This window comes from Pseudofrankia inefficax (assembly GCF_000166135.1).
Taxonomy (GTDB): domain Bacteria; phylum Actinomycetota; class Actinomycetes; order Frankiales; family Frankiaceae; genus Pseudofrankia; species Pseudofrankia inefficax.
The window spans coordinates 1520635-1543223 of record NC_014666.1; the positions used below are offsets into that span (position 1 = coordinate 1520635).

General features: G+C 75.4%; 8 protein-coding genes. All 8 read left to right on the forward strand.

Annotation, left to right across the window (positions count from 1 at the left end):
- Nucleotides 1-78 precede the first annotated feature (78 nt).
- The 8 genes from FRAEUI1C_RS06070 (at nt 79) to FRAEUI1C_RS35940 (ending at nt 22499) form a co-directional block, all read left to right on the forward strand.
- Nucleotides 79-1107 (forward strand): helix-turn-helix transcriptional regulator, encoded by a 1029-nt coding sequence (locus tag FRAEUI1C_RS06070; protein ID WP_232425318.1) that lies wholly within the window; start codon nt 79-81, stop codon nt 1105-1107.
- 1297 nt (nt 1108-2404) lie between these two features.
- Entirely contained in the window at nt 2405-10927 is an 8523-nt protein-coding gene (locus FRAEUI1C_RS06075; RefSeq protein WP_013422407.1) for a type I polyketide synthase, read from the forward strand.
- Nucleotides 10920-16403, forward strand: a complete 5484-nt coding sequence (locus FRAEUI1C_RS06080) for a type I polyketide synthase (protein ID WP_013422408.1) — start codon at nt 10920-10922, stop codon at nt 16401-16403. The genes FRAEUI1C_RS06075 and FRAEUI1C_RS06080 overlap by 8 nt, the downstream gene beginning before the upstream one ends.
- An 84-nt stretch (nt 16404-16487) precedes the next feature.
- A complete protein-coding gene (locus FRAEUI1C_RS06085) occupies nt 16488-16823 on the forward strand; it encodes a phosphopantetheine-binding protein (protein WP_013422409.1) in 336 nt (111 codons plus the stop codon).
- Between the two features lie 108 nt (nt 16824-16931).
- Nucleotides 16932-17969, forward strand: coding sequence for an alpha/beta fold hydrolase (locus FRAEUI1C_RS06090; protein WP_013422410.1), 1038 nt, complete (start codon nt 16932-16934; stop codon nt 17967-17969).
- Nucleotides 17970-18016: 47 nt separating this feature from the next.
- On the forward strand, nt 18017-19219 hold the full coding sequence (locus FRAEUI1C_RS06095; RefSeq protein ID WP_013422411.1) for a glycosyltransferase: 1203 nt from the start codon (nt 18017-18019) through the stop codon (nt 19217-19219).
- A 10-nt stretch (nt 19220-19229) separates the two neighbouring features.
- On the forward strand, nt 19230-21110 hold the full coding sequence (locus tag FRAEUI1C_RS06100; protein WP_013422412.1) for a class I SAM-dependent methyltransferase: 1881 nt from the start codon (nt 19230-19232) through the stop codon (nt 21108-21110).
- A 123-nt stretch (nt 21111-21233) separates the two neighbouring features.
- Entirely contained in the window at nt 21234-22499 is a 1266-nt protein-coding gene (locus FRAEUI1C_RS35940) for a type IV toxin-antitoxin system AbiEi family antitoxin domain-containing protein (protein ID WP_013422413.1), read from the forward strand.
- Nucleotides 22500-22589: the final 90 nt, after the last annotated feature.

Here is a 22589-nt window from a genome sequence, read left to right on the forward strand (position 1 = left end):
CACATGCTTGATGGCGAGACGGATACCGATTTGGTCGGTACAGCCGGAATGTCTCACCTTCGTCGCCAGCCAAGACCGGTGACTATCGACACACCCTCCGCTGTCCTGCGCGGACCAGCGCCGCTGGTCGACGGCGCGGCGGTTCACCGGCATCCAGGTTCGGCCGGGAACCCGCCGATCGCGAACGCCTCGATGGTGGGTAATTCGTCGTCCGCCGCGGTCGACCGGGTACGCGGCGCCGGAATGGGAGCTCAGCCGGTTCGGCCGGCGGTGGTCGGAATGCAGGCTCGTACCCAGCTGAGCCCGCGTGCGGGCCAGACGCCGCGTGACCTCGCCCTCGGCGCGGCCGAGCTGCGCGGCATCCTGCGCCTCGTCGAGGACTGCGAGCGCGCCGCCACGCTGCCGGCGTTCCGCGAGGCCGTCCTGGACGCCATGTCCCGCCATCTCGGATACCGCAATTCGGCCTTCTTCCTCGGGCCGACCCTGGAGGCCGCCTTCCAGGACCCGCGCCCGTCTGGCCGTGGGCTCGCGTTGCGGATGGCCGGGCCGTTCCTGGACCGCTACCGCGGGCTGGAGGTGTTCTCCGACCCGGAAAGCCTCCGGCTCATCCGGGAACGCGGCCTGGTGACCCTGGAGGACGTCGGCAACCCGGCCCGGCCGGAGATCCGGCTGCGTATGGAACGTTTTCTGCGCGCCCACGGCATCCACTCCGAGCTGCTGCTCAGGCTGGCCGGGCCGGCGAACATTGGCGCGGTGATCTCCCTGCTGGACCCCCGGCCGGGCGCTTTCGGCCCGCGCGACCGGGCGATCGCCGCGGTGCTCGGGCGCCATCTGGGCAACCTGCTGCGGTTCCACGTCCGCGCCAACACCGGCCCGGCCGTGACCGCCAAGCTCTCCGCCCGGGAGCGCGACGTGGTCCGGCTCGTCGCCGAGGGGCACTCGAACCGGCAGGTCGCCGAGGCGCTGTGCATCAGCATCGACACCGTCAAGCACCACCTGACGCACGCGCTGGTCGCGACCGCCTGCACCAACCGGACCCAGCTGGCCCTTGCCTGGCAGCGTGAGATGGGCCCGTCGACGCCGGTCGCGAGCACCGGCCGGGAGTGAGCCGGCGCCGGGCGCCGAGGCCCGCGAGGCCCGGCGCCCGGCCCGGGGGTACCCCGGCGGGGACCCCCACCCTCCCGTGGGCTGAATGCCTGTCTTGTCTGGTTTTTTGCGGTTAACGACCGAATATCGCCGGCGTTCACGGAAAGCCCCGACCTGCGGCACGCACGGTCGCTGGGCCGTCCCCGCCCGGCCGCGCCGCAGGCCAAGTCGGGTATGAACGGCCTCCGGCGGCTACCCGGCCCCAGGTCCGATTGCCGACCGTCGTGAACGCCGTGGCCGTTCTCGGCGTCGGCTGCCGGCATTTGGCGGGGCAAGGCGGCGAGGTCGAGGACGCCCCGCGGGTCGGCACGCACGGTGTTCGCGCGTAACCCCCCGATCTGACTAGCTGGAACGTGCCACCCCGATGTAGCCCGGAGGTCGGCCGCGGGACTGTTTGCCGTGGACCGGCGTGTCGCGCGGACACGCAAGGGCCAAACGTCCGCGGCGGCGTGCCGCCTTGGGATGACGGCCTCCGCCACGGCCACCCCCCGCGCCGCCGCGTCGTTCGACCGCCCCTTCCGGGCGTAGGTCGTTTTGCTTTGTGGACTCGCGTTATGAATTTGTTGCCCGGGATTGTGTCAGGCAAGGAAACTTTTTCCGCACCCGCTATGGCGAAAAGTTACAGGGAAACGTCGGACGGTGTCTGCGGACTCATTCGGAAGGAACGGCGCGGCGGTGCTTCAACCGCCGAGAGTGGCCGCTTCGACCGCGTCGGATTCGCCGTCGGATGCCGGTATCTTTCGCCGGCCACGGCGCGGCAGTGCGGCGGCACGATCGTTATCGGTTGACCGCCTGGACACGCACAGGCATGGTCTGTACAGCCCCACCAGGCTCAGCCGGTGCCACCGCGCAGAGATCACTCTGCGGCCGGCTAGAATTCCCAGGAAGCTTCTCGGCTACGCGTCGTACCTACGGGACGGGTAGCCGGGGACCCGCGTGAAACCGACCCGGGTGCGTCCGGACAAGCCGGTCGCGCCCGTAGTACGGCACCTGGAGACGTTGTTTTTCGAGATGACCAAGGCTGTGGCGCACGCCCGTACTGGCCCGCCCGCGCGTCATCGCGCGATCGGCCGAGGGCCCGCTGCTCCGGTGGCGAAACCGGCGCGGTGATGATGCCCACGACAGGCCTGTCCGGCGAGCCCGTTCGGTCGCAGCGGCGCGGCCTGGGGCGTGGCCGTCGCGGCGGGATGGCAGCCGTCAACCCGCAGCCCGTACTCCGGTGTCGCCGCGGGCGTCACTGGCTCAGGAGGACCAGTCGATGACCAGGACTTCCAGTCAGCGCGACCCAGTCCGCCCCACCCGGCCGGGCGACGCGGCAACGGCGTCGGTCCCCACGGCCAGCACCCTGCCCGCGCCGGCGACGGCGGCCCGGGAGCTCGTCGCCGTCGTGACCCCGTTCGCCGAACCGAACGCGGCGCTGGTCGCGGCGGTCGAGCGGGCGGGTGGCCTGGGAGTACTGGACCTGGGCCGCGACGCCACTCGCGCCCGGCGGGCGCTCGCCGACGCCGCCCGCTGGTGTGACGCCTTCGCGGTCCGCGTCGGCCCGGCGGCGCCGCTGCGCCCGGCGGACCTGCCGGCCGGCGTCGACACCGTCCTGCTCGCCGACCCTGACCTGCTCGCCGCGACGCGGCCCACGGGCACGGCCGAGCCCGCGGAGTGGGACGTCGCCAGCGCGGCCGGCCCCGCGGCCCAGCGCCGGGTGCTCGTCGAGGTGACCTCGGTGGCTGGCGCGCGCGCGGCCCTGGCGGCCGGCGCGGACGGCGTGGTCGCGCGCGGCAGCGAGGCCGGCGGCCTGGTCGGCGACCTGACGACCTTCACACTGCTGCAGCACCTGCGCGCCGCGAGCCTCACGACCCGGTCCGGCGCGCCGGCCCCGTTCTGGGCCGCCGGCGGCATCGGGCCGCACTCGGCGGCCGGCGCGGTCGCCCTCGGAGCGGCCGGCGTCGTCCTGGACGCCCAGCTCGCCCTGGTCCGCGAGGTCGAGCTGCCCGCCGAGGTGGCCAGCGCCATCCGGGCCATGGACGGCAGCGAGACCACCCTGCTCGGCGACCACCGGGTGTACATCCGCCCCGACCTTCCGGTCGCGCGCCTGGCCGCCACCCCGGCCAACGATCCCGCCCGGCCGCGGGCCACCGGCGAGACCGCCGCCGACCTGCGGGACACCGGCGGCGAGATCGCCTCCGACGGCACCCTGCCCGCCGGCACCGGCGCCACGCCGTCCGCGGCCGAGATCGCCACCCGGCTGGGCGCCAAGGACCTGCGGGCCCAGCTGCTCCCGATCGGTCAGGACGGGGCTTTCGCCGGCCCGCTCGCCGACCTGTACGTCACCGCCAGCGGCGTCGTCGGCGCCGTCCGCGCCGCGATCGGCGACCAGCTGGCCACCGCGGCCAGCCTGCGCCCGCTCGCGCCGGGCGCGCCGTTCGCCGCCGCGCGCGGCCTGCGCTACCCCCTCGCCCAGGGCCCGATGACCCGGGTGAGCGACGTCCCCGCCTTCGCGAAGGCGGTCGCCGACGGCGGTGGGCTGCCGTTCCTCGCGCTCGCGCTGCTGACCGGCGAACAGTCGCGGGCGCTGCTGACCGAGACGGCCGAGCTGCTCGGTGACGCGCCGTGGGGCGTCGGCGTCCTCGGCTTCGCGCCGCCGGAGGTGCGCAACGCCCAGCTTGAGGCCGTCCTGGCGGTGCGGCCGCCGTGCGCGCTGATCGCCGGCGGCCGGCCGGCCCAGGCCACGCCGCTGGAGGCCGCCGGGATCGACACGTTCCTGCACGTCCCCTCGCCGGGGCTGCTGGACCGGTTCGTCGCCGACGGCGCCCGCAAGTTCGTCTTCGAGGGCCGGGAGTGCGGCGGGCACGTCGGGCCGCGGGCGAGCTTCGCGCTCTGGGAGGCCCAGGTCGCCGGCCTGCTGGCCGCCGGCGAGCGGGCCGGCGGGACGTTCTTCGAGGAGCTGCACCTGCTGTTCGCCGGCGGGGTGCACGACGAGGCGTCGGCCGCCGCCGTCGCGGCCGTCGCGGCGCCGCTGGCGGCCCGCGGCGCCAAGGTCGGCGCGCTGATGGGCACCGCCTACCTGTTCACGGACGAGGCGGTGACGTCCGGCGCGATCCAGGCCGGTTTCCAGGACGCGGCCCTGGCCTGCGAGCGGACCGTGCTGCTGGAGACGTCGCCCGGGCACGCCACCCGGTGTGTCCGCTCGCCGTTCGTCGACACCTTCCTCGCCGCCAGGGCCGACCTGGCCGCCGCCGGGCGTGGCCGCCAGGAGATGTGGGCCGAGCTGGAGAGCCTCAACCTGGGTCGGCTGCGGATCGCCAGCAAGGGCGTCCGTCGTGACGGCGGCGCGCTGGTGACCGTGGACCCGGCGACCCAGGCCGCCGAGGGCATGTTCATGATCGGCCAGGTGGCCGCGCTGCGGGCGGAGCGGACCACCGTCCCGGCACTGCACGAGCAGGTCACCACCGGCGCGGGGGATGCGCTCGCCCGGCGGGCCGCCGAGCTGGGCCTGGCCGCCGCCGAGGTCCCGGCCCAGGCCGGCACCGACGCGGCGCACGAGGGAACGCGGCGGGACGCGGCGGCGCGGTCGGTGGCCGCGGTCCGCGAGACCGCCCGGCCGCTGGACATCGCGATCGTGGGGATGGCGGCGGTCTTCCCGGGTGCCCCGGACGTCGAGACGTTCTGGGCGAACATCGTCTCGGGCGTCGACGCGGTCACCGAGGTGCCGGCGGACCGGTTCGACGCGGACCGTTTCTACGCCGAGGACGCGTTCGTCAAGGACGCCGGGAAGATGACCCCGTCGAAATGGGGCGGCTTCCTGCCGCCGATCCCGTTCGACGCGCTTGCCTATGGCATCCCGCCGCGCTCGCTGCGCAGCATCGAGACCGGCCAGCTGCTCGCGCTGGAGGTCGCGGCCAGGGCGCTGCGGGACGCCGGCTACGACACCGGGATCGGTGGTCAGGACAAGGCCGGCGGCCGCCGGCGGGCCGGCCGCGCGTTCGACCGGTCCCGTACCTCCGTGGTGTTCGGCGCCGAGGCCGGCGCCGACCTCTCGGGCGCCTACGGGCTGCGGGCCGGCTTCCGCGCCCTGCTCGGCGACCTGCCGGCCGAGCTCGACGACCACCTGCCGGAGCTGGACGAGGACTCGTTCCCGGGCATCCTGGCCAACGTCATCGCCGGCCGGGTGGCCAACCGGCTCGACCTCGGCGGGTCGAACTTCACCGTCGACGCCGCCTGCGCCTCCTCGTTCGCGGCTCTCGACGCCGCCTGCAAGGAGCTCGCCGCCGGCAACGCCGACATGGTGCTCTGCGGTGGCGCCGACACCCACAACGGCCTGAACGACTTCCTGATGTTCGCCTCGGTGCACGCCCTGTCGCCCAGCGGCAAGTGCGCCTCGTTCGACTCGTCCGCCGACGGGATCACCCTCGGCGAGGGCGTCGCGGTGGTCGTGCTCAAGCGCCTCGCCGACGCCGAGCGCGACGGCGACCGCATCCAGGCCGTGGTCCGGGCCGTCGCCGGCTCCTCCGACGGGCGGGCGCTCGGCCTCACCGCGCCGCGCCGCGCCGGCCAGGTCCTCTCGCTGGAGCGCGCCTACGGGCGGGCCGGCGTGTCGCCGTCCGAGGTCGGCCTCGTCGAGGCTCATGCCACCGGCACCGTCGTCGGCGACCGGACCGAGCTCTCGACCCTCACCGACGTGTTCTCCGAGCACGGCGCCGAGCCGGGCAGCATCACCGTCGGCTCGGTGAAGTCGCAGATCGGGCACACGAAGTGCGCCGCCGGCATGGCCGGGCTGATCAAGGCCACCCGGGCGCTCGCGGCCGGCGTGCGCCCGCCGACGCTGCACGTCACCAAGCCCAACCCGGCCTGGGAGGCCGGGTCCAGCCCGTTCGCCTTCGAGCGCACCGCGCGCCCGTGGGCGGCGCCGGCGGCCGAGCGGCACGCCGGGGTGTCCGCGTTCGGCTTCGGCGGGACGAACTTCCACGTCGTGCTCTCCGCGTACGACGGCGCGCCCGAGCCGGCCCACGGGCTGGGCCTGTGGCCGGCCGAGCTGTTCGTCGTCCGCGGCGCGGACCGGGCGGCCGCGGCCCGCCGGCTCGACCGGCTCGCCGAGCTGGCCGAGACGAACGAGTCCGCCGGGCGGCCGTGGCGGCTGCGCGACCTGGCCCGCACGGTCGCCGACGACCGGTCCGGGCCGGTCCAGCTCGCGTTCGTCGTCGCCGACCTGGACGAGCTGCCGACGGCGCTCGCCCGTGCGCGTTCCTTCCAGGCGGACCCGAGGGCCGGGCTGTTCGTCGCGCCGGACAAGGCCGACCAGACCGACCGGGCCGACCAGACCGACAGGGCCGACCAGACCGACGACACCGCCGGGCCCGGTCGGGTCGGGTTCCTGTTCCCGGGCCAGGGCAGCCAGCGGCCGGGGATGCTTGCGGACCTGTTCGTCGCGTTCCCGCGGCTGCGCGAGCTGCTCGCCCACGGCCCGCACCTGGCCGACACGATGTTCCCGCCGGCTCCGTTCGGCCGGGCCGAGGCGGACGCGCAGGCCGCCGCGATCACCGACACCCGGGCCGCCCAGCCGATCCTCGGCCTCGCGGACCTGGCGATGGCCGACCTGCTGGGCTCCCTGGGCATCCGCGCCGACGACCTGGCCGGCCACTCGTACGGCGAGCTGGTCGCGCTCACCGTCGCCGGCGTTCTGGACCGGGCCGACCTGGTCGGGCTCTCCGAGGCGCGCGCCGCCGCGATCCTCGCCGCGGCGGGTGACGACCCGGGCACGATGGCCGCGGTCTCCGCCACGGCCGAGAAGACCCGCGCCGCGCTCGCCGCCGCCGGTGGCCTGGCCGAGCAGGTCGTGCTCGCCAACCAGAACGCACCGAAGCAGACGGTCATCTCCGGCACGACCGCGGCCGTCGGCGCCGCGCTCACCGCGCTGTCCGCCGCCGGCCTCACCGCCAAGCAGATCCCGGTCGCCGCCGCGTTCCACAGCCCGGTCGTGGCCGGGGCCGCCGCCACGCTCGCCGACGTGCTCGCCGGGCTCGACGTCCGCCCGGCAGACGCGCGCGTCTGGTCGAACACGACCGGCGCGCCCTACCCCGGCACGGGGGACGAGGTGCGGGCGACGCTCGCCGGCCAGGTGGCCGCCCCGGTCCGGTTCGTCGAGCAGGTCGAGGCGATGTACGCCGCCGGGGTCCGCACGTTCGTCGAGGTCGGGCCCGGCCGGGTCCTCACCGGCCTGGTCGGCAAGATCCTCGCCGGCCGGCCGCACCGGGCCGTCGCCACCGACGTCGCCGGCGAGCCGGGGCTGCGCCGGCTGCTCCTCGCCGTCGCCGAGCTCGCCGCGGCGGGTGTCCCCGTCGACGTCGCCCCGCTGTTCGCCGGCCGGGACGCCAAGGCCGTCGCCGTGGCCGACGCGCCGCGCCGGCCCGGCTGGCTGGTCGACGGCGCCTTCGTGCGCACCGCGGACGGCCGTCCGGTCGCCGGGGGCCTCAAGCCGCCGACGGTCCTGTCGCTGGCCGCGCCGCTCGTCCCGGCCGCCACGCCCGGGTCGGTCCTGTTGCCCGCCGAGCCGGACGCCTCGCGGCCGGTCGACGCGGCCGTGCTGGAGTTCCTGCGGACCACGCGAGACCTCGTCGCCGCGCAGCGCGACGTCGTGCTGGGCTACCTCGGCCAGGGCGGCGCACGCGACCTGGGCCACGACGGTGCCCTGCTCGACGGCCTGGGCCTTGGGAGCGTCGCGCCACAGGCCTTCCACCCGGGTGGCGCGCAGCCGGCCGGGCGCGCGCTGGCGATCCCCGCGCAGGCCGTGCCGGTGGAGCCGGTGGCCGCCCAGGCGCCCGCCACCGCCTCGAACGGTGTGCCCGCCGGGCCGGTGGGCCGTGGCGTGGTGTTGGACGCGGTGGTGGAGGTGATCGGTTCGCAGACGGGTTATCCGGCGGAGATGCTGGAGCCGGGTCTTGACCTGGAGGCGGATCTGTCGATCGATTCGATCAAGCGGACGGAGATTTTGGGGGAGTTGGCGGGTCGGCTGGGTCTGGCTGGTGCCGAGGGTGGCGAGCTGGATGAGTCGGTGGTGGAGGAGTTGGCGGCGATCAAGACGGTGGACGGGATCGTCGACTGGATCGTCGCCCGCGCGCCCCGGACCGCTCAGCCCGGCCCCGACGGGCCCGCCGCGCCCGCTGGTGGCCCGATCCCGGCCGGCTCCGTCCCGGCGGGAGCCGCCCAGCCGCCGACGCTCGCCGGGCCGCCCGCCCGCGGCCTGGTGCTGGATGCCGTCGTCGAGGTGATCGGTTCGCAGACGGGTTATCCGGCGGAGATGCTGGAGCCGGGTCTTGACCTGGAGGCGGATCTGTCGATCGATTCGATCAAGCGGACGGAGATTTTGGGGGAGTTGGCGGGTCGGCTGGGTCTGGCTGGTGCCGAGGGTGGCGAGCTGGATGAGTCGGTGGTGGAGGAGTTGGCGGCGATCAAGACGGTGGACGGGATCGTCGACTGGATCGTCGCGCACGGCGGCGGCTCGGCCGGCGCGGCTGGTTCCGCCGCCGCGGTGACGCCGTCCGCCGGGGTCGTGCCGCCCGGCGCGGTGCCCGCGCAGCCGACTCCGGCCAGGTTCGGCACGCCCTTCCAGGCCGGCCCGGGCCTGTCGACAGCCCCGCCGTCGCGCAACGGCTCGTCCCACAACGGCGCCGCGCACAACGGCTCGTCTGGCAACGGCCTGTCCGGCGGCGGCTCGTCCCAGCCCGGGGCGCATGTCCCGTCCCGAGCGGACGCGCCGCCAGCCGTCGCGACGCTGGACGCCGGCCCGCGGCCGGTGGGCCGTGGCGTGGTGTTGGACGCGGTGGTGGAGGTGATCGGTTCGCAGACGGGTTATCCGGCGGAGATGCTGGAGCCGGGTCTTGACCTGGAGGCGGATCTGTCGATCGATTCGATCAAGCGGACGGAGATTTTGGGGGAGTTGGCGGGTCGGCTGGGTCTGGCTGGTGCCGAGGGTGGCGAGCTGGATGAGTCGGTGGTGGAGGAGTTGGCGGCGATCAAGACGGTGGACGGGATCGTCGACTGGATCGTCGCGCACACCAGCGCCGCCGCCGCGGGTGCGGCCGAGACCACCCCGGCCGCCGCCGCCGCGAGCACACGGATTCCGCTGCGCAGGTTCGTCGTCGAGCCGGTCCCGCTGCCGGCCGCGCCGAGCGTGGCCGAGGCGCTAGCTCGGTTGGGTGCCGCCCGTCCGGGCGGGCCTGGCCCGCTGGCCGGCGGCCGGTTCGCCGTCGTCGAGGGCGGCCTCGGCGTCGGCCTGGAGCTCGCCGACCTGCTGGAGCAGGCGGGCGCCGCGGTCCGGCTGCTCGACGCCGGGGCTCCCGACCTGGCCGACCAGGTAGCCAGCGGCGTCGCGGCCGACGGGCTGCTCTGGGTCGCCGCGCTGGACGCGGGCACCGGGTCGGCCGCCGAACTGCCCGGCGCGTTCGCCGCGCTGAAGGCCGCGGTGCTCGGCCCGCGTGCCGCCGGTGGTGGCGGCGGTACCCGCCGGCTCGTGCTCGCCAGTGGCCTCGGCGGCGACTTCGGCCGCCGCGCCGCGGCCGGCGTGGACCCCGGCCCGGCCGCCGGCGCCGGCTTCGCCGGCCTCGCCCGGACGCTCGCCCACGAGCTGCCGGACGTCGCCGTTCGGGTGGTCGACGTCGACCCGAAGGACGCGCCGCGCCGGATCGCCGAGTCGCTGCTCGCCGAGATGCTCGCCACCGACGCCCCGCTGGTCGTGGGCCACCGCGACGGCGTCCGTTCGGCCCTGCGGGTCGTCCCGGTCGAGCTCGCCGCGCCGGTGTCGGCCGGGCTGGAGACAGCCGGGCTGGGTCCGGACTCGGTGGTGCTGCTGACCGGCGGCGCCCGCGGGATCACCGCCCTGCTGGCGGTGGAGATCGCCCGTCGGTCCGGCGCGCACGTCGAGCTGGTCGGCCGGACCCCGCCGCCCGCCGCCCCCGAGGACCCGGCGACCGCCGGTGCCCTCGACGCCCCGGCGCTGCGCCGCGCCCTGATCGCCACGGGGATGCGCAAGCCGGCCGAGATCGAGGCCCGCCTCGCCCGGCTGCTCGCCGAGCGCGAGGTCCGGGCGACCCTCGCCGAGCTCGAGCGCACCGCGGCCGGCGTCCGCTACCACGCCGTCGACGTCCGCGACGCCGCCGCCGTGCGGGCCGTGGTCGCCGACGTCTACGCCCGGCACGGCCGGCTCGACGGCGTCGTCCACGGCGCCGGTGTGCTGGAGGACCGGCTGGTCCGGGACAAGACGCCCGAGTCGTTCGCCCGGGTGTACTCGACCAAGGTCGACGGGGCCCGGGCGCTGCTCGGCGCCCTGCGCCGGGACCGCTGCCTGCGCGAGACCGGTTCCGCCGCGCCGAGCGGTCCCGACCTCGGCGGGCCCGGGTTCGTCGTCCTGTTCGGCAGCGTCGCCGGCGTGTTCGGCAACCGCGGCCAGGTCGACTACGCCGCGGCCAACGACACCCTCGACGCGCTCGCGCACGCGCACGCCGGGGTGTTCCGGACCTACCGGCAGACCGCCCAGCCCGGCTCCGCCGAGCCGGCGGGAGTCCCGGGCCGGGTCGTCAGCGTCGACTGGGGCCCCTGGCGCGCCGAGGGCGGCGGCATGGTGTCGGCCGAGCTGGAGCGTGAGTACGCCCGGCGCGGGATCGGCCTGATCGAACCAGCCGAGGGGGTCGCGGCGCTGCTGCACGAGCTGTCCAGCCCCCAGGCCCCGGGGACGCAGGGCCCGGCACAGGTCGTCTACCTGTGCGGCGAGGCGGATGCCCTCCATGGCTGATCACCCCAGGGCGGGCCACCTCGGTCCCGACGGCGGCGGCGGTGAGCCGGTCGCGATCGTCGGCATGGCCGCGCTGTACCCGGGTGCCGGTGACCTGGACCGCTACTGGGCGAACATCGTCGGCGGGGTCGACGCGATCCGGGAGGCCCCGCCCGGCCGCTGGGACGACGAGTTCCACCGGCCCGAGGCGGCCGCGACCGCCCCGCCGCCCGGGACGCCCCGCGCCGACCGGCTCTACACCCGCCGCGGCGGGTTCGTCGACGAGCTCGCGACCTTCGACCCGACCGAGTTCGGCATCATGCCGATCGCGGTCGAGTGGGCCGAGCCGGACCAGATGCTCGCGCTGCGCCTCGCCGCCGAGGCGATCTCCGACGCGGGTGGCGCCGACCGGCTGGCCGACCGCGACCGCGTCGGCGTCGTGCTCGGCCGCGGCGGCTACTTCGGCCCGGCGTTCGCCCGGATCGAGCAGCGGGTCAAGACCGCCCGCCAGGTCGCCGTGACCCTGCGCGAGGTGCTGCCGGACCTGCCGGACGAGGCGATCGAGCGGGTCCACGACGCGTTCGTCGCGAAGCTCGGCCCGGAGCGGCCTGAGGCGGCCATCGGGCTGGTCCCGAACCTGGCCGCGTCCCGGATCGCCAACCGGCTCGACCTGCGCGGCCCCGCGTACACCGTCGACGCCGCCTGCGCCTCGTCGCTGGTCGCCGTCGACGCCGGGGTCCGCGAGCTGCGCCTCGGCCGCGCCGACACGATGATCGTCGGCGGGGCGCACATCGTGCACGAGCCGACCTTCTGGTCCACTTTCGCGATGCTGCGGGCGCTCTCGCCGTCCCAGCGGATCCGGCCGTTCGACAAGAGCGCCGACGGGGTGCTCATCGGCGAGGGCGTCGGTCTGGTGGTGCTGCGCCGGCTCACCGACGCCCTGGCCGCCGGCGACCCGATCCAGGCGGTCGTGCGCGGCACCGGGATGGCCAGCGACGGGCGGACGTCCTCGCTGATGTCGACCGCGGCGCAGGGCCAGGCCCGCGCCGTCCGCCGGGCCTGGGCCGACGCCGGGCTGGACCCGCGCGCGCCGGGCGCCGTCGGCCTGATCGAGGCGCACGGCACCGCGACCCCGACCGGTGACGCCGCCGAGCTCGAAAGCATGGCCGAGGTCTTCGGCCCGGGGGGGCCGGGCCAGGCGCCGATCGGGCTCGGCTCGGTCAAGTCGATGATCGGGCACACGATGCCCGCCGCGGGCGCCGCCGGCCTGATCAAGGCGGCCCTGGCGCTGCGCAACCGGACCCTGCCGCCGACGCTGCACTGCGACGACCCGCACCCCGCGTTCGCCGGCACCCGGTTCGCCCCGGTGCTGACCGCGATGCCGTGGGCCGAGCCGGCCGGTGGCGGACCGCGCCGGGCCGGGGTGAACGCCTTCGGCTTCGGCGGCATCAACGCGCACGCTGTCCTGGAGGAGGCACCCGACCGGACGGCCCCGTCGCCGGCCGGCACCTTCCCGGCACCCGTCGCCGTCCCCGTCGCCCTGGCGGCAGACCCGGCGGTGACACCAGCGGCAGACCCGGCGGTGACACCAGCGGCAGACCCGGCCGCGGAGCCGGTGCTCCTGCTCGCCGCCGCGACGCCCGCCGAGCTCGCCGCCCAGCTCGCCGTCCCCGACGCGGAGCTGCTCGCCCGCGACGACGCCGCCAGCCCGCCGACCGGCGGACCCTGCCGGCTCGCGCTGGTCGCGCCGACGCCGCGCCGGCTGGCCCTGGCCCGCACGATCGTCAAGCGCGGCACCCCGTGGCGCGGCCGCAACGACCTGTGGTTCACCCCGAACCCGCTGCTCGGCTGGCCACCCGCCGCCGACCGGCCGGCCGCCGGTGGCCCTCGCGCGGTCCCAGCTCCGCGCGCGCCCGAGACAGAGCGGGCCGGGCGGCTCGCGTTCCTGTTCTGCGGGCTGGAGGACAAGTTCGCCCCGCGGATCGACGACGTCTGCGCGCACTTCGACCTGCCGCTGCCGGACCTGGGCGAGACGGGCGTGCTCGGCGGGCACGGCCGGGCCAGCGTCGAGGTCGGCCGGGTGCTCGACCTCGCGCTGCGCCGGCTCGGGATCGTCCCCGACCTGGTCGGCGGGCACAGCATCGGCGAGTGGAACGCGATGATCTCGTCGGGCATGGTCCCGAACGACTACGTCGACGCTTTCATCGGCGGCTTCGACCCCGGGTCGGTCGAGGTGCCGGGGGTCATCTTCGGCGCGGTCGGCTGCGGCGTGGAGCTGGTCGCCGAGGCGATCGCCGGCCTGCCGGACGTCGTCGTGTCGCACGACAACTGCCCGCACCAGTCGGTGATCTGTGGCAAGGAGGCAAGCGTCACCGAGGCGCTGGCCCGGCTGCGGGCCCAGGGCGTGCTCGGCCAGGTGCTGCCGTTCCGCTCCGGGTTCCACTCGCCGTTCCTGCGGCCCTACCTGGACCTCGCCCCCTCGCCGATCGCCGCGATGCCGCTGGCCAGCCCGGACGTCCCGGTCTGGTCGGCGACCACCGTCGAGCCCTACCCGGCCGACGCCGAAGCGATCCGCGAGCTGGCCGTGCGCCACCTGGTGGAGCCGGTGCGGTTCCGCCAGCTCACCGAGCGGCTGCACGCCGACGGCGTCCGGATGTTCGTCCAGGTCGGTGTCGGCAGCGTCGCCGGCTTCGTCGACGACACGCTGGCCGTGAGCGCTCGGGCCGACGCGGCCGCGCCGGGCGAGGCGCCTGCTTCGGATCACGTGACCGTCGTGTCCAACAGTCCGAAGCGGTCCGGCCTCGACCAGCTGCGCCGGGTCGCGGCCGCCGTCTGGGCGGAGGGCGGCGCGCCCCGGCTGGACCTGCTGCCCTGCCGCCACCGCCCGTCGGCGGCGCCGGCCGTGGCCGAGCCAGTCGTCCGCGCGCCGGCCGAGACCGCGTCGCCGGCGGCCCCGCCGGCGCGGCGCGGCGGGCGCCCAGCGCTGCTGCGGCTGGGCTCGCCGATGGTCCGACTCGGGCCGGACGCTGCGGCGCTGCTCGGCGACCACACGTCCGTGGGCCGGCCCACCGCCGTGCCTGCCCACGGTCCCCTTCCCGCCGCCGCGCGGACCGAGCGGGCCGTCACCGCCAGTCGAAGCGACCGCGAGCTCACCGCGGCCGGGGCGGCCGAGCATCCGGTGCTCGCGGAACTCGGGCTGGCGCTGGCGGAGACGGCCTCGGTGCTCGCGGACGTCCAGGCCAGCTGGGACCGGCGCCGGGCCACGGTGCCGGCCGCGTCCTCCTGGTCACCCGGTTCGGTGCTGACCAGGCCACGGCCCGCCCCGGCTGGTCCTGCCGGTCCGGCCGCGCCGCAGGCACCGGCGGCGTCACTCGCGCCGCCGGCGCCGCCCGCACCGCCGCGTGCCGCGCCGGTCACGGTCGGCCGGTCGGGCCCGATCACGAGGACGGTGCGCCGGACGCTCTCGCTGCCGGAGCTGCCGCACGTCATCGACCACTGCTTCTACCGGCAGCCACCCGGCTGGAAGGACCTGTCCGACCGCTTCCCGGTCATGCCGATGACCGCCGTGCTGCAGATGATGATCGACGAGGCGCGGGCGCTCGCCCCCGGGCGGGTGGTCGTCGCCGTCCGGGACGTCCGGGCGCTGCGCTGGGTCGCCATCGAGCCGGCGGTCGAGGTGACCATCGCCTGCACCGAGCTGCCCGACGGCGCGGTCCGGGTCTCGATGGACGGCTACGCCCGGGTGACCGTCGTGTTCGGTGACGCCTTCCCCGCGGCCCCCGCGCACACGTCGTCCAGCGTGGACCTGCCTCCAGACGGGCGGCTTGCCGACGAGGTCCCGTCGCCGCACCAGGCGGCGGAGCTCTACGGCGGCCGGTGGATGTTCCACGGCCCCAGCTACCAGGGCATCACCCACGTGGACGCGATCGCGCCGCTGGGCGCCCGCGGCCAGCTGGTCGTCACCGGCGCTCCGGGCGCGCTGCTCGACACGATCGGGCAGCTCTACGGCTACTGGGCCACCCAGTACCTCGACGTCGACTCGCTGCTGCTGCCACAGGCCGTCACCGAGATGCGCTTCTACGGCCCCGACCCGGCCCCCGGCGACCGGATGACCTGCGTGACCCGCATCCGCGACATCGCGGCCAAGACCGTCACGGCCGACCTGGAGGTCCGGGCGGCGGACGGCACGGTCTGGTGCGAGGTCACCGGCTGGACCGACCGACGGTTCACCGCGAACGCCTGGCTGTGGCTGCTGATGCGCGACCCGGAGCGCAACACCGTCGCCGAGCCACGCCCGGATGGCTGGGTCGTCGTCCCCGACTACTGGCGCGACATCGCCTCCCGCGAGCTGGTCGTCCGGCACTTCCTGGACGCCGGGCGCCGCCAGGTGCTGACCGGGAAGAACCCGCGCGCCGCCCGCGAATGGCTGCTCGGCCGGATCGCGGCGTCCGACGCCGTCCGCCGCTGGCTGTGGGCCCGCGGCGCCGGGCCGGTCTGGGGCATCGAGATCACCGTCGACAACGACGCGAGCGGCCGCCCGGTGATCACCAAGGTCCCGGAGCGGCCGGGCATCCCGGCCGGGCCGCTGCCCAACCTCTCGATCGCGCACAAGGTCGACCTGGCCGTCGCGCTGGTCGACTCCGAGGGCGACGTCGGCATCGACCTGGAGACCGTCGCGGTGCGCACCCCCGGGGCCTACGCGGCCGGGCTCACCCCGGCCGAGCGTCAACTGCACGCCGCGCTGGTCGCGGGTGCCGCCGACCCGAAGCACAACGCCGACGCCGTCCGGCCCCCCGCCGAGGCAGCCCAGGCGGACCTGGCCGAGACCGGCCCAGGCGGCGAGGACGAGGCCGGCCAGCTGGCCGCGGCCGCCTGGTTCGCCCGGATCTGGGCGGCCAAGGAGGCGGTCGCCAAGGCGGACGGCACCGGGCTGCTGGGCCGGCCACGCCGGTTCGTCGTCGATCTGGTCGTCCCCGTCGGCGCCGGCGTGAGCGACTCCGGCGCCGACCTGGCCGTCGAGCTCGGTCTGGACGTCGGAAGTCCGGAGATCGTCGGGCCGGACCAGGTGACCGCCGACGGCATCAAGTCGCCGCCGCCACGCCCCGCCGAGTCGGCACACGCCGAGCCGCCGTTGCTGCTGAGAGTCACCGTGCTTGCCGACCCGGCGCCGGCCCAGGCCGCCGACGGTGACGAGGCGGCGGGGACTGTGACCCGGGTCCCCGCCGGGGCGGGGACTGTGACCCGGGTCCCCGCCGGGGCGGGGACTGTGACCGGCTACCTGCGCCGACGGTGGGTGGCGCTGCGTACCGTCGACGGCATGGGCCGGGTGCGGCGGGAGACCGGCGGCGGCGACGCCGTCCGGATCGGTGACCACATCGTGGCCTGGACGTCGCCCTCCGTCGAGCGAGCCGCCCGGGCCCGCCTGCCGCGGGCCTTATCCGAGCTGGTCCCGGCGGACCAGGCCATCGAGGCCGGCGACCACGTCGGCGGCGAGTAGCCGGACCGAACCTCCAGCGAACGCAGCCGCCGATCCCGTGAACCCGGAAGACCTGAGCACCCCTGACGAAGGAGCGCAGACCACATGACCATGCAGGACACCCTCCGTCCGGCCGACCCGGCGCTGGATGCCCTCGACACGCGGATTCTCGGTGAGGTTGCCGAGATGCTGCGGGAGGTGATCGGCGAGGAGTACGTGGTGGACATGGAGATCGCCATGGACACCTCCTTCAACGAGGACCTTGAGCTGGAGAGCATCGAGTTCGTGACCCTCGCCGACCGGATGCGGGTCACGTACGGCGACAAGGTCGACTTCGTCGGCTTCCTCGCCGAGATGGACGTCGACAAGGTCATCAACATGCAGGTCGGTGAGGTCGTCCGGTTCATCGCCGACTCGCTGCGGGCTGGCGTCGGCGCGTGATCACAGACCGCCTGCCGGCGGCGCCGACGGGCCTGGTAATACCAGTAGGGCTGGTGGGGCTGGCGACGTCGACGTGCCGGGATGGCATGTCGAGAAAGGAGTCCAACCGTGGCTGAAATCGTCGCGAACGGCGTGCGGCTGCATGTCCAGCGGCTCGCGCCGACCGGTGGCGCGCGACCGGACGCGCCCGTCGTGGTCATGCTGCACGGCATGGTGATCGACAACCTGGCGAGCTTCTACTTCTCGCTCGGCAACGCGATGGCCGACGCCGGCTGCGAGGTCGTCTGTTATGACCTGCGCGGGCACGGCAAGAGCGAGCGCACTCCGAGCGGTTACGGCATCGCGACCGCGATGGCCGACCTGACGGCGGTGCTTGACGAACTGGGCATCGACCGGCCGGTCCACCTGGTCGGCAACAGCTACGGCGCCACGCTCGCGCTGACCTACGGCGTCGAGCACCCCGACCGGGTCGCGAGCCTCACGCTGATCGAGCCGCCGTTCCGGATCGAGGGCCTCGGCGAGGAGATGGCTCGCTCGCTGACCCAGGTACTGGCCGCCATCTCCGACGACGAGGTCGAGGAGTGGCTGCAGTTCAGCGCGGGGCGCGCGGTCGGGCGGATCATGCGCTCGGCGCAGGCGCTGCTGCGCGAGACCACGGTCGCCGAGGACATGCTGGCGACGAAGCCGTTCTCGCCGGAGCGGCTCAGTGCCCTCCCGGCGCCGGTGCTCGCCATCTACGGCGGAAACTCGGAGATCATCGAGCAGGGCGACGGCCTGGCCCGGCTCGTCCCCGACTGCACGTTGGTGGTGCTCGAACACCACACCCACATGGTCCTGCGCGAGGCCGCCGACTACCTGCGCGAGCTGCTGCGCTGGTGGGTGCTGCGCCGCGACGAGCAGATGCCGGCCTACCAGCTGCACGAGGGCAAGAAGTTCGAGCTGGCTGACTGGGTGCTCTCGCGGACCATCCCGGCGGACCTCAACGCCGAGCGCCGGGCGGCGCGCGCCGAGGCCCAGGAGGGCGCGGAGCGGGCCACGGTCGTCCCGCAACCCGTCCCGGCCGGCGCGAGCACAACCTCGGCGGCGGCCGGCGCGTCACGACAGGAACCCCGGGCTTCAGCCGGGTCGACGCAGCACGAACAATAGGTCTGGGAGTCCCAGGCCAAGACCGAACCCCCGGGGAGTGATCAGGAGTGGCTCGCATCCTGTTCGTCGTCCCGCCGTTGGCCGGGCACGTGTACCCGGCCGTCGGAGTCGCCGGCGAGCTCGCGGAACGTGGCCACGAGGTCGCGGTCGCCGGTCACGCGAGCGTCGTGCGGTCGCTGGTGCCCGGACCGCTGCGGCTGGTCGAGCTGCCCGAGGACCTCACCGCCGAGGCCAGGGCCGAGGTCGAGGAGAAGTCGCGGCGGCAGCGCGGCACGAGCTCGTTCAAGTTCCTGTGGGAGGACTTCCTGCTCCCGCTGGGCGCCGCGATGGCCCGGGACCTCGAGCCGATCGTCGAGAAGTGGCGCCCCGACGTCGTCGTCGTGGACCAGCAGGCGGTCGGCGGCGCCCTGCTCGCGCGCCGCCAGGGCCTGCGGTGGGTGACGCTCGCGACCACCTCGGCCGAGTTCGACAACCCGTACGGGATCATCGCCGCGGTCGGCCAGTGGGTCGTCGACCAGCTGCGCGAGTTCCAGGTGGCCGCCGGCGTCCCCGCCGAGGAGGCCGCCCGCGGTGACCTCCGGTTCTCCGACCAGCTCACCCTGGTCTGCTCGGTCACCGGGCTGCTGCGCACTCCGGACGCGGTCGCGGCGTTGCCGCCGCACACGGAGTTCATCGGCTCGGCCGCCGGGCTGCGCCAGCCGCCGACCGACTTCCCGTGGACCTGGCTGGATCCGAAGCGCGCCCAGGTGCTCGTCTCGCTCGGCACCGTGACCCGGGAGGCCGGCGGCCGGTTCCTGCGGGTCGCGACCGAGGCGCTCGCCGGGATGGCGGACCGGGCGCAGACCATCGTCGTCGCGCCGCCCGGCATCGTCGACGACCTGGCCGCCGCCGCGCCCGCCGACGTGCTCGTGCGCGCCAGCGTGCCGCAGCTGGAGCTGATGGGCCGGCTCGCGGCCGTCGTCTGCCATGCCGGCAACAACACTGTCTGCGAGGCGCTGTCACAGGGGGTGCCGCTGGTGGTCGCTCCGGTCCGCGACGACCAGCCGGTGATCTCCGAGCAGGTCACCCGGGCCGGCGCGGGCGTGCGGGTCCGGTTCGGCCGGGTGAACGCGGCCGGCGTCGCCGCGGCGGTCGGGTCTGTTCTCGACGACCCGGAGATCCGGGCGTCCGCCGACCGGCTACGCGCCGAGTTCGCGGCGGCCGGCGGGGTGACCGCCGCCGCGGCGCACATCGAGAAGCTGCTGGGCTGAGCTCGTTGCCGTGGTGACCTTACTTTCCTGGACGCCGATCTTTGTCGTCCTGGGGCTGCTGGTCAACGGGGTACGGCTGCGCGGACGGCTGCGCCGGCTGGACACGCTGCCCGCCTCGGGCCGGCCGACCGATCCGGACCACCTGTTCATCTGCGCCGCCGGCGTCCAGCTGACCGAGGCCGCGAAACGGTCGGCCAGCTACCATGCCAGCCGCGAGCGGCTCGACGTCCTCGACCTGATCCCGGCCGACCTGACGATCGAGCGGGCGCTGGACGTCGCGCGCATGGTCGACACCCGCACCTACCGGGCCGACCGCCTCGCCCCGGGCCGGGGAGCGTTCCAGGCGCTGCTGGTGCGTGCCGAGGTCGCGCACCGGGCCGGCGTCGAGGTGCGCGACGACTACACCCCGGTCGAGCTGGTCGAGGTCACCGAGAAGCTGAAGCGGCACGCCCCGGCCAGCACCGACCTGGCGGTGCTGCCCGGGCTGCGCGCCGCCCGCGACGACGGCGCGACCCGGGTGCGGGTGCAACGGCGGTGCTGGTCGGTCTTACGCCCGATGAACACAATCCTCCCGACGCTGCGGGACGTCGCGACGGTCGTCGGGGTCCACCTGAACCGGCCCTGGGGGCTCGCGGCGACCGCGCTGTTCTGGTGCCAGCCGTTCTTCGTCTGTGCTGGCAGGGTGCCCGTCGCCCCCCGCGATCTGATCCGCAGCCCGATCGTGCGGATCACGGCCGGCGTGGAGTACTCGATCAGCACGGTCCGGGCCTGGCGGCGCCAGCAGCGCGCGGCCTCCGAGGCGAAGGCGGCCGGACTGCCGGCCGACCCGGTCAAGGCGAAGACCAAGGCCGAGGCGGCGGACCGGCGCGCGCGCTACCAGCGGGCCTTCTCCGAAGGCCCGGAGATGTTCTTCGCCCGTCCCTGGCCGGACTGCCCCTGGTGCGCGTCGACCGAGCTGCGAATCCGGCTCGTCTCGCCCGACCTGGAGCTGCGCAAGCCGGGCCGCTTTCAGATCGACGAGTGCCTCGTCTGCGGCCACCTGTTCCAGAACCCGCGGCTGACCCCGGCCGGCCGGGTGCTCTACGAACGCGACCGCCAGGACGGGATGAACGCGGCGAAGGCCGAGGTCGCCGTCGTCGCCCGCGCCGCGCAGCTGCGGGCCAGGGCCGAGGTGGTCCGGCCGTTTCTGCGGCCGCGGGCCTGGCTGGACGTCGGCGCCGGCGTCGGGTCGTTCTGCAACGCGGCCCGTTCGGTCTGGCCACGCACCGTGTTCGACGGGGTCGGGCCGGCCGAGTCCATCGGCGAGGCGCGGCGGCGCGGCTGGGTGGACCGGGCCTATCCGGCGAGCTTCGCCGACATCGCCGAGGCGATCACGGGCCACTACGACGTGATCAGCATGTTCGGCTACCTGGAGCGCAGCCGCGACCCGTCCGAGGACCTCGACGCGCTGGCGAAGGCGCTCGGCCCCGGCGGACTGCTGGTCGCCGAGCTGCCGAACCCGGCCGGCCTGGGCGCGCGGCGGCTGGGCCGGTACTGGCCGGGCTGGGGGGTCCCCGGGGTGCGGCAGCTGATCCCGGTCGACAACCTGGTCGCCGCGCTGGAGGACCGGGGGATGCGGACCGTCATGGTCCAGTTCGGCGCGGCCCACCAGCCGGGCGACCTGGTCGCCGCCGTGGGCCTGATGATCCAGGCGGTCGCGCCGAGCCCGACGCTGCCCTGGCTTCCGGGCTCACCGTCGTCGCCGCTGCGGTGGATCGCCCGTGGGACGGCGCTGACGGCGTCGATCGTGCCGGGAGTGCTGGCCGGTACCGCCGGTGCCGCGCTCGTCTCGTATACGCGCCAAGGGGATCGCTCCAACACATATCGTGTGGTGGCGCGGATGGAGGGGTGACGGACGCCGCCGTCACCGATGGTGCCAGTGGTTTGATTGGGTATGCGTAGTTTGTCCCAAGGTGATCAGAAGTGTTGTAGTTAGACATTGATTGTCTGATCTGCGGCGTTCATTGTGATTCCCATGAGATCGCAGCCCGCCTCGCGTGGTTCCGTGTCCCGGTCCGGCGCGACCCTCGTCGCCGACCTCCTCTTGCCCGGCCGGCCCGGGCCCGACGGGTTCAGGCCCGACGACGCCGGTCCGCCGGTGCCCGCGCCGCGCGACGGTGACCGTCCGGTGGCCTCCGTCGACGTCGACCAGCAGCCCGCGTGGCTTGCCCCCCAGCGCGACGGCGTGCTGACCATGAAGGAGGCGGTCGCCGCGGGCTTCTCCCGGGCCGAGATCCGCCGGCGGGTCGACAGCGGCCGGTGGCAGCTCTACTCCGGCGACGTCCTGGTCACCCAGGCCGGCCCGCTGACGCTGATCCAGCGACTGTGGTGCGCCCTGGTGTCGATTGGCCCGGACGCGCTGCTCGGCGGTGCCTCGGCCGCGGCGCTTGGCGGCCTGCGCGGCTGCGCGGAGCCCTGGCTGACGGTGATCCTCGCGTCCGGCCGGCGGGTCACGCCCCGCCCCGGGGTGAAGCTGCGCGCGACCGCCCGCCTCGCCGACGAGGATCTGCACCAGGACGGCTGGCCACCGCGCACCACGCTGCCGCGCTCGCTCGTCGACATGGCCGAATGGGCGGCCAGCCACGACGAGGCCCGCACCCTGCTCGCGCTCGCCGTGGCCAGCGGGATCGTCGAGTCCGACGAGGTCCGCGCGGCGCTGGCCCGGCGTGGCCCGATCGCGCGCCGGCAGGTCATCGGCGACGTCCTCGACGACCTCGACGGCGGCGCTCCCTGGGTCCCCGACCTGCTGTACCGCCGGCTGGAGGCGCGCCACGGCCTGCCCCCTGCCCTGCGCGGCCGACCCGATCCCCGCGCGCCAGGACGCCTCGACCTGTTGTACGAGGCCTGGCAGGTCCGGGTGGAGATCGGCGCGGTGGCCGCTCCAGGCATCCGCACCGCTGCTGAGGTCCCGCCGCCAGGGACTGGGCCTGTCGGCGTCCTCGGTCCCGGCGGACTGGCCGCCGCCGGCCCCTGGCCGTCCGTCCCGGGCGCCCGGGGGATCGTCCGGCGCGCCAACCGGCTCGTGCTCCGGGTGCCCCGACACCTGCTCCTGGAGGAACCGGACCGCGTCGGCACCGCCGTCGCGACCACCCTGCGCCAACGCGGCTGGCCCGGTGCCCCGCGCGTCGGCCGCCGCCCCGCTGCCTCCGGCGCCCTCCCACTGGGCAACGTCTTCGGCCCTGCCCTGGACCAGGCCCTCGGCCCCGCCGTCGGCGCGACGCTCTGCCTCGACGTCGACTGAGCCCTGACCCGAGCACCGCTTGACGGCTTGGTGGTCGCGGTATCGACGCGACATCGCGGCCACCAGTAGCCGGCGTCCTATTTCGCGGCT

Bases quoted from the DNA above. Each gene is read 5' to 3' on its own strand.
- FRAEUI1C_RS06080 (WP_013422408.1), top strand. From the start codon at position 10,920: ATGGCTGATCACCCCAGGGCGGGCCACCTCGGTCCCGACGGCGGCGGC.
- FRAEUI1C_RS35940 (WP_013422413.1), top strand. From the start codon at position 21,234: ATGAGATCGCAGCCCGCCTCGCGTGGTTCCGTGTCCCGGTCCGGCGCG.
- FRAEUI1C_RS06075 (WP_013422407.1), top strand. From the start codon at position 2,405: ATGACCAGGACTTCCAGTCAGCGCGACCCAGTCCGCCCCACCCGGCCG.
- FRAEUI1C_RS06085 (WP_013422409.1), top strand. From the start codon at position 16,488: ATGACCATGCAGGACACCCTCCGTCCGGCCGACCCGGCGCTGGATGCC.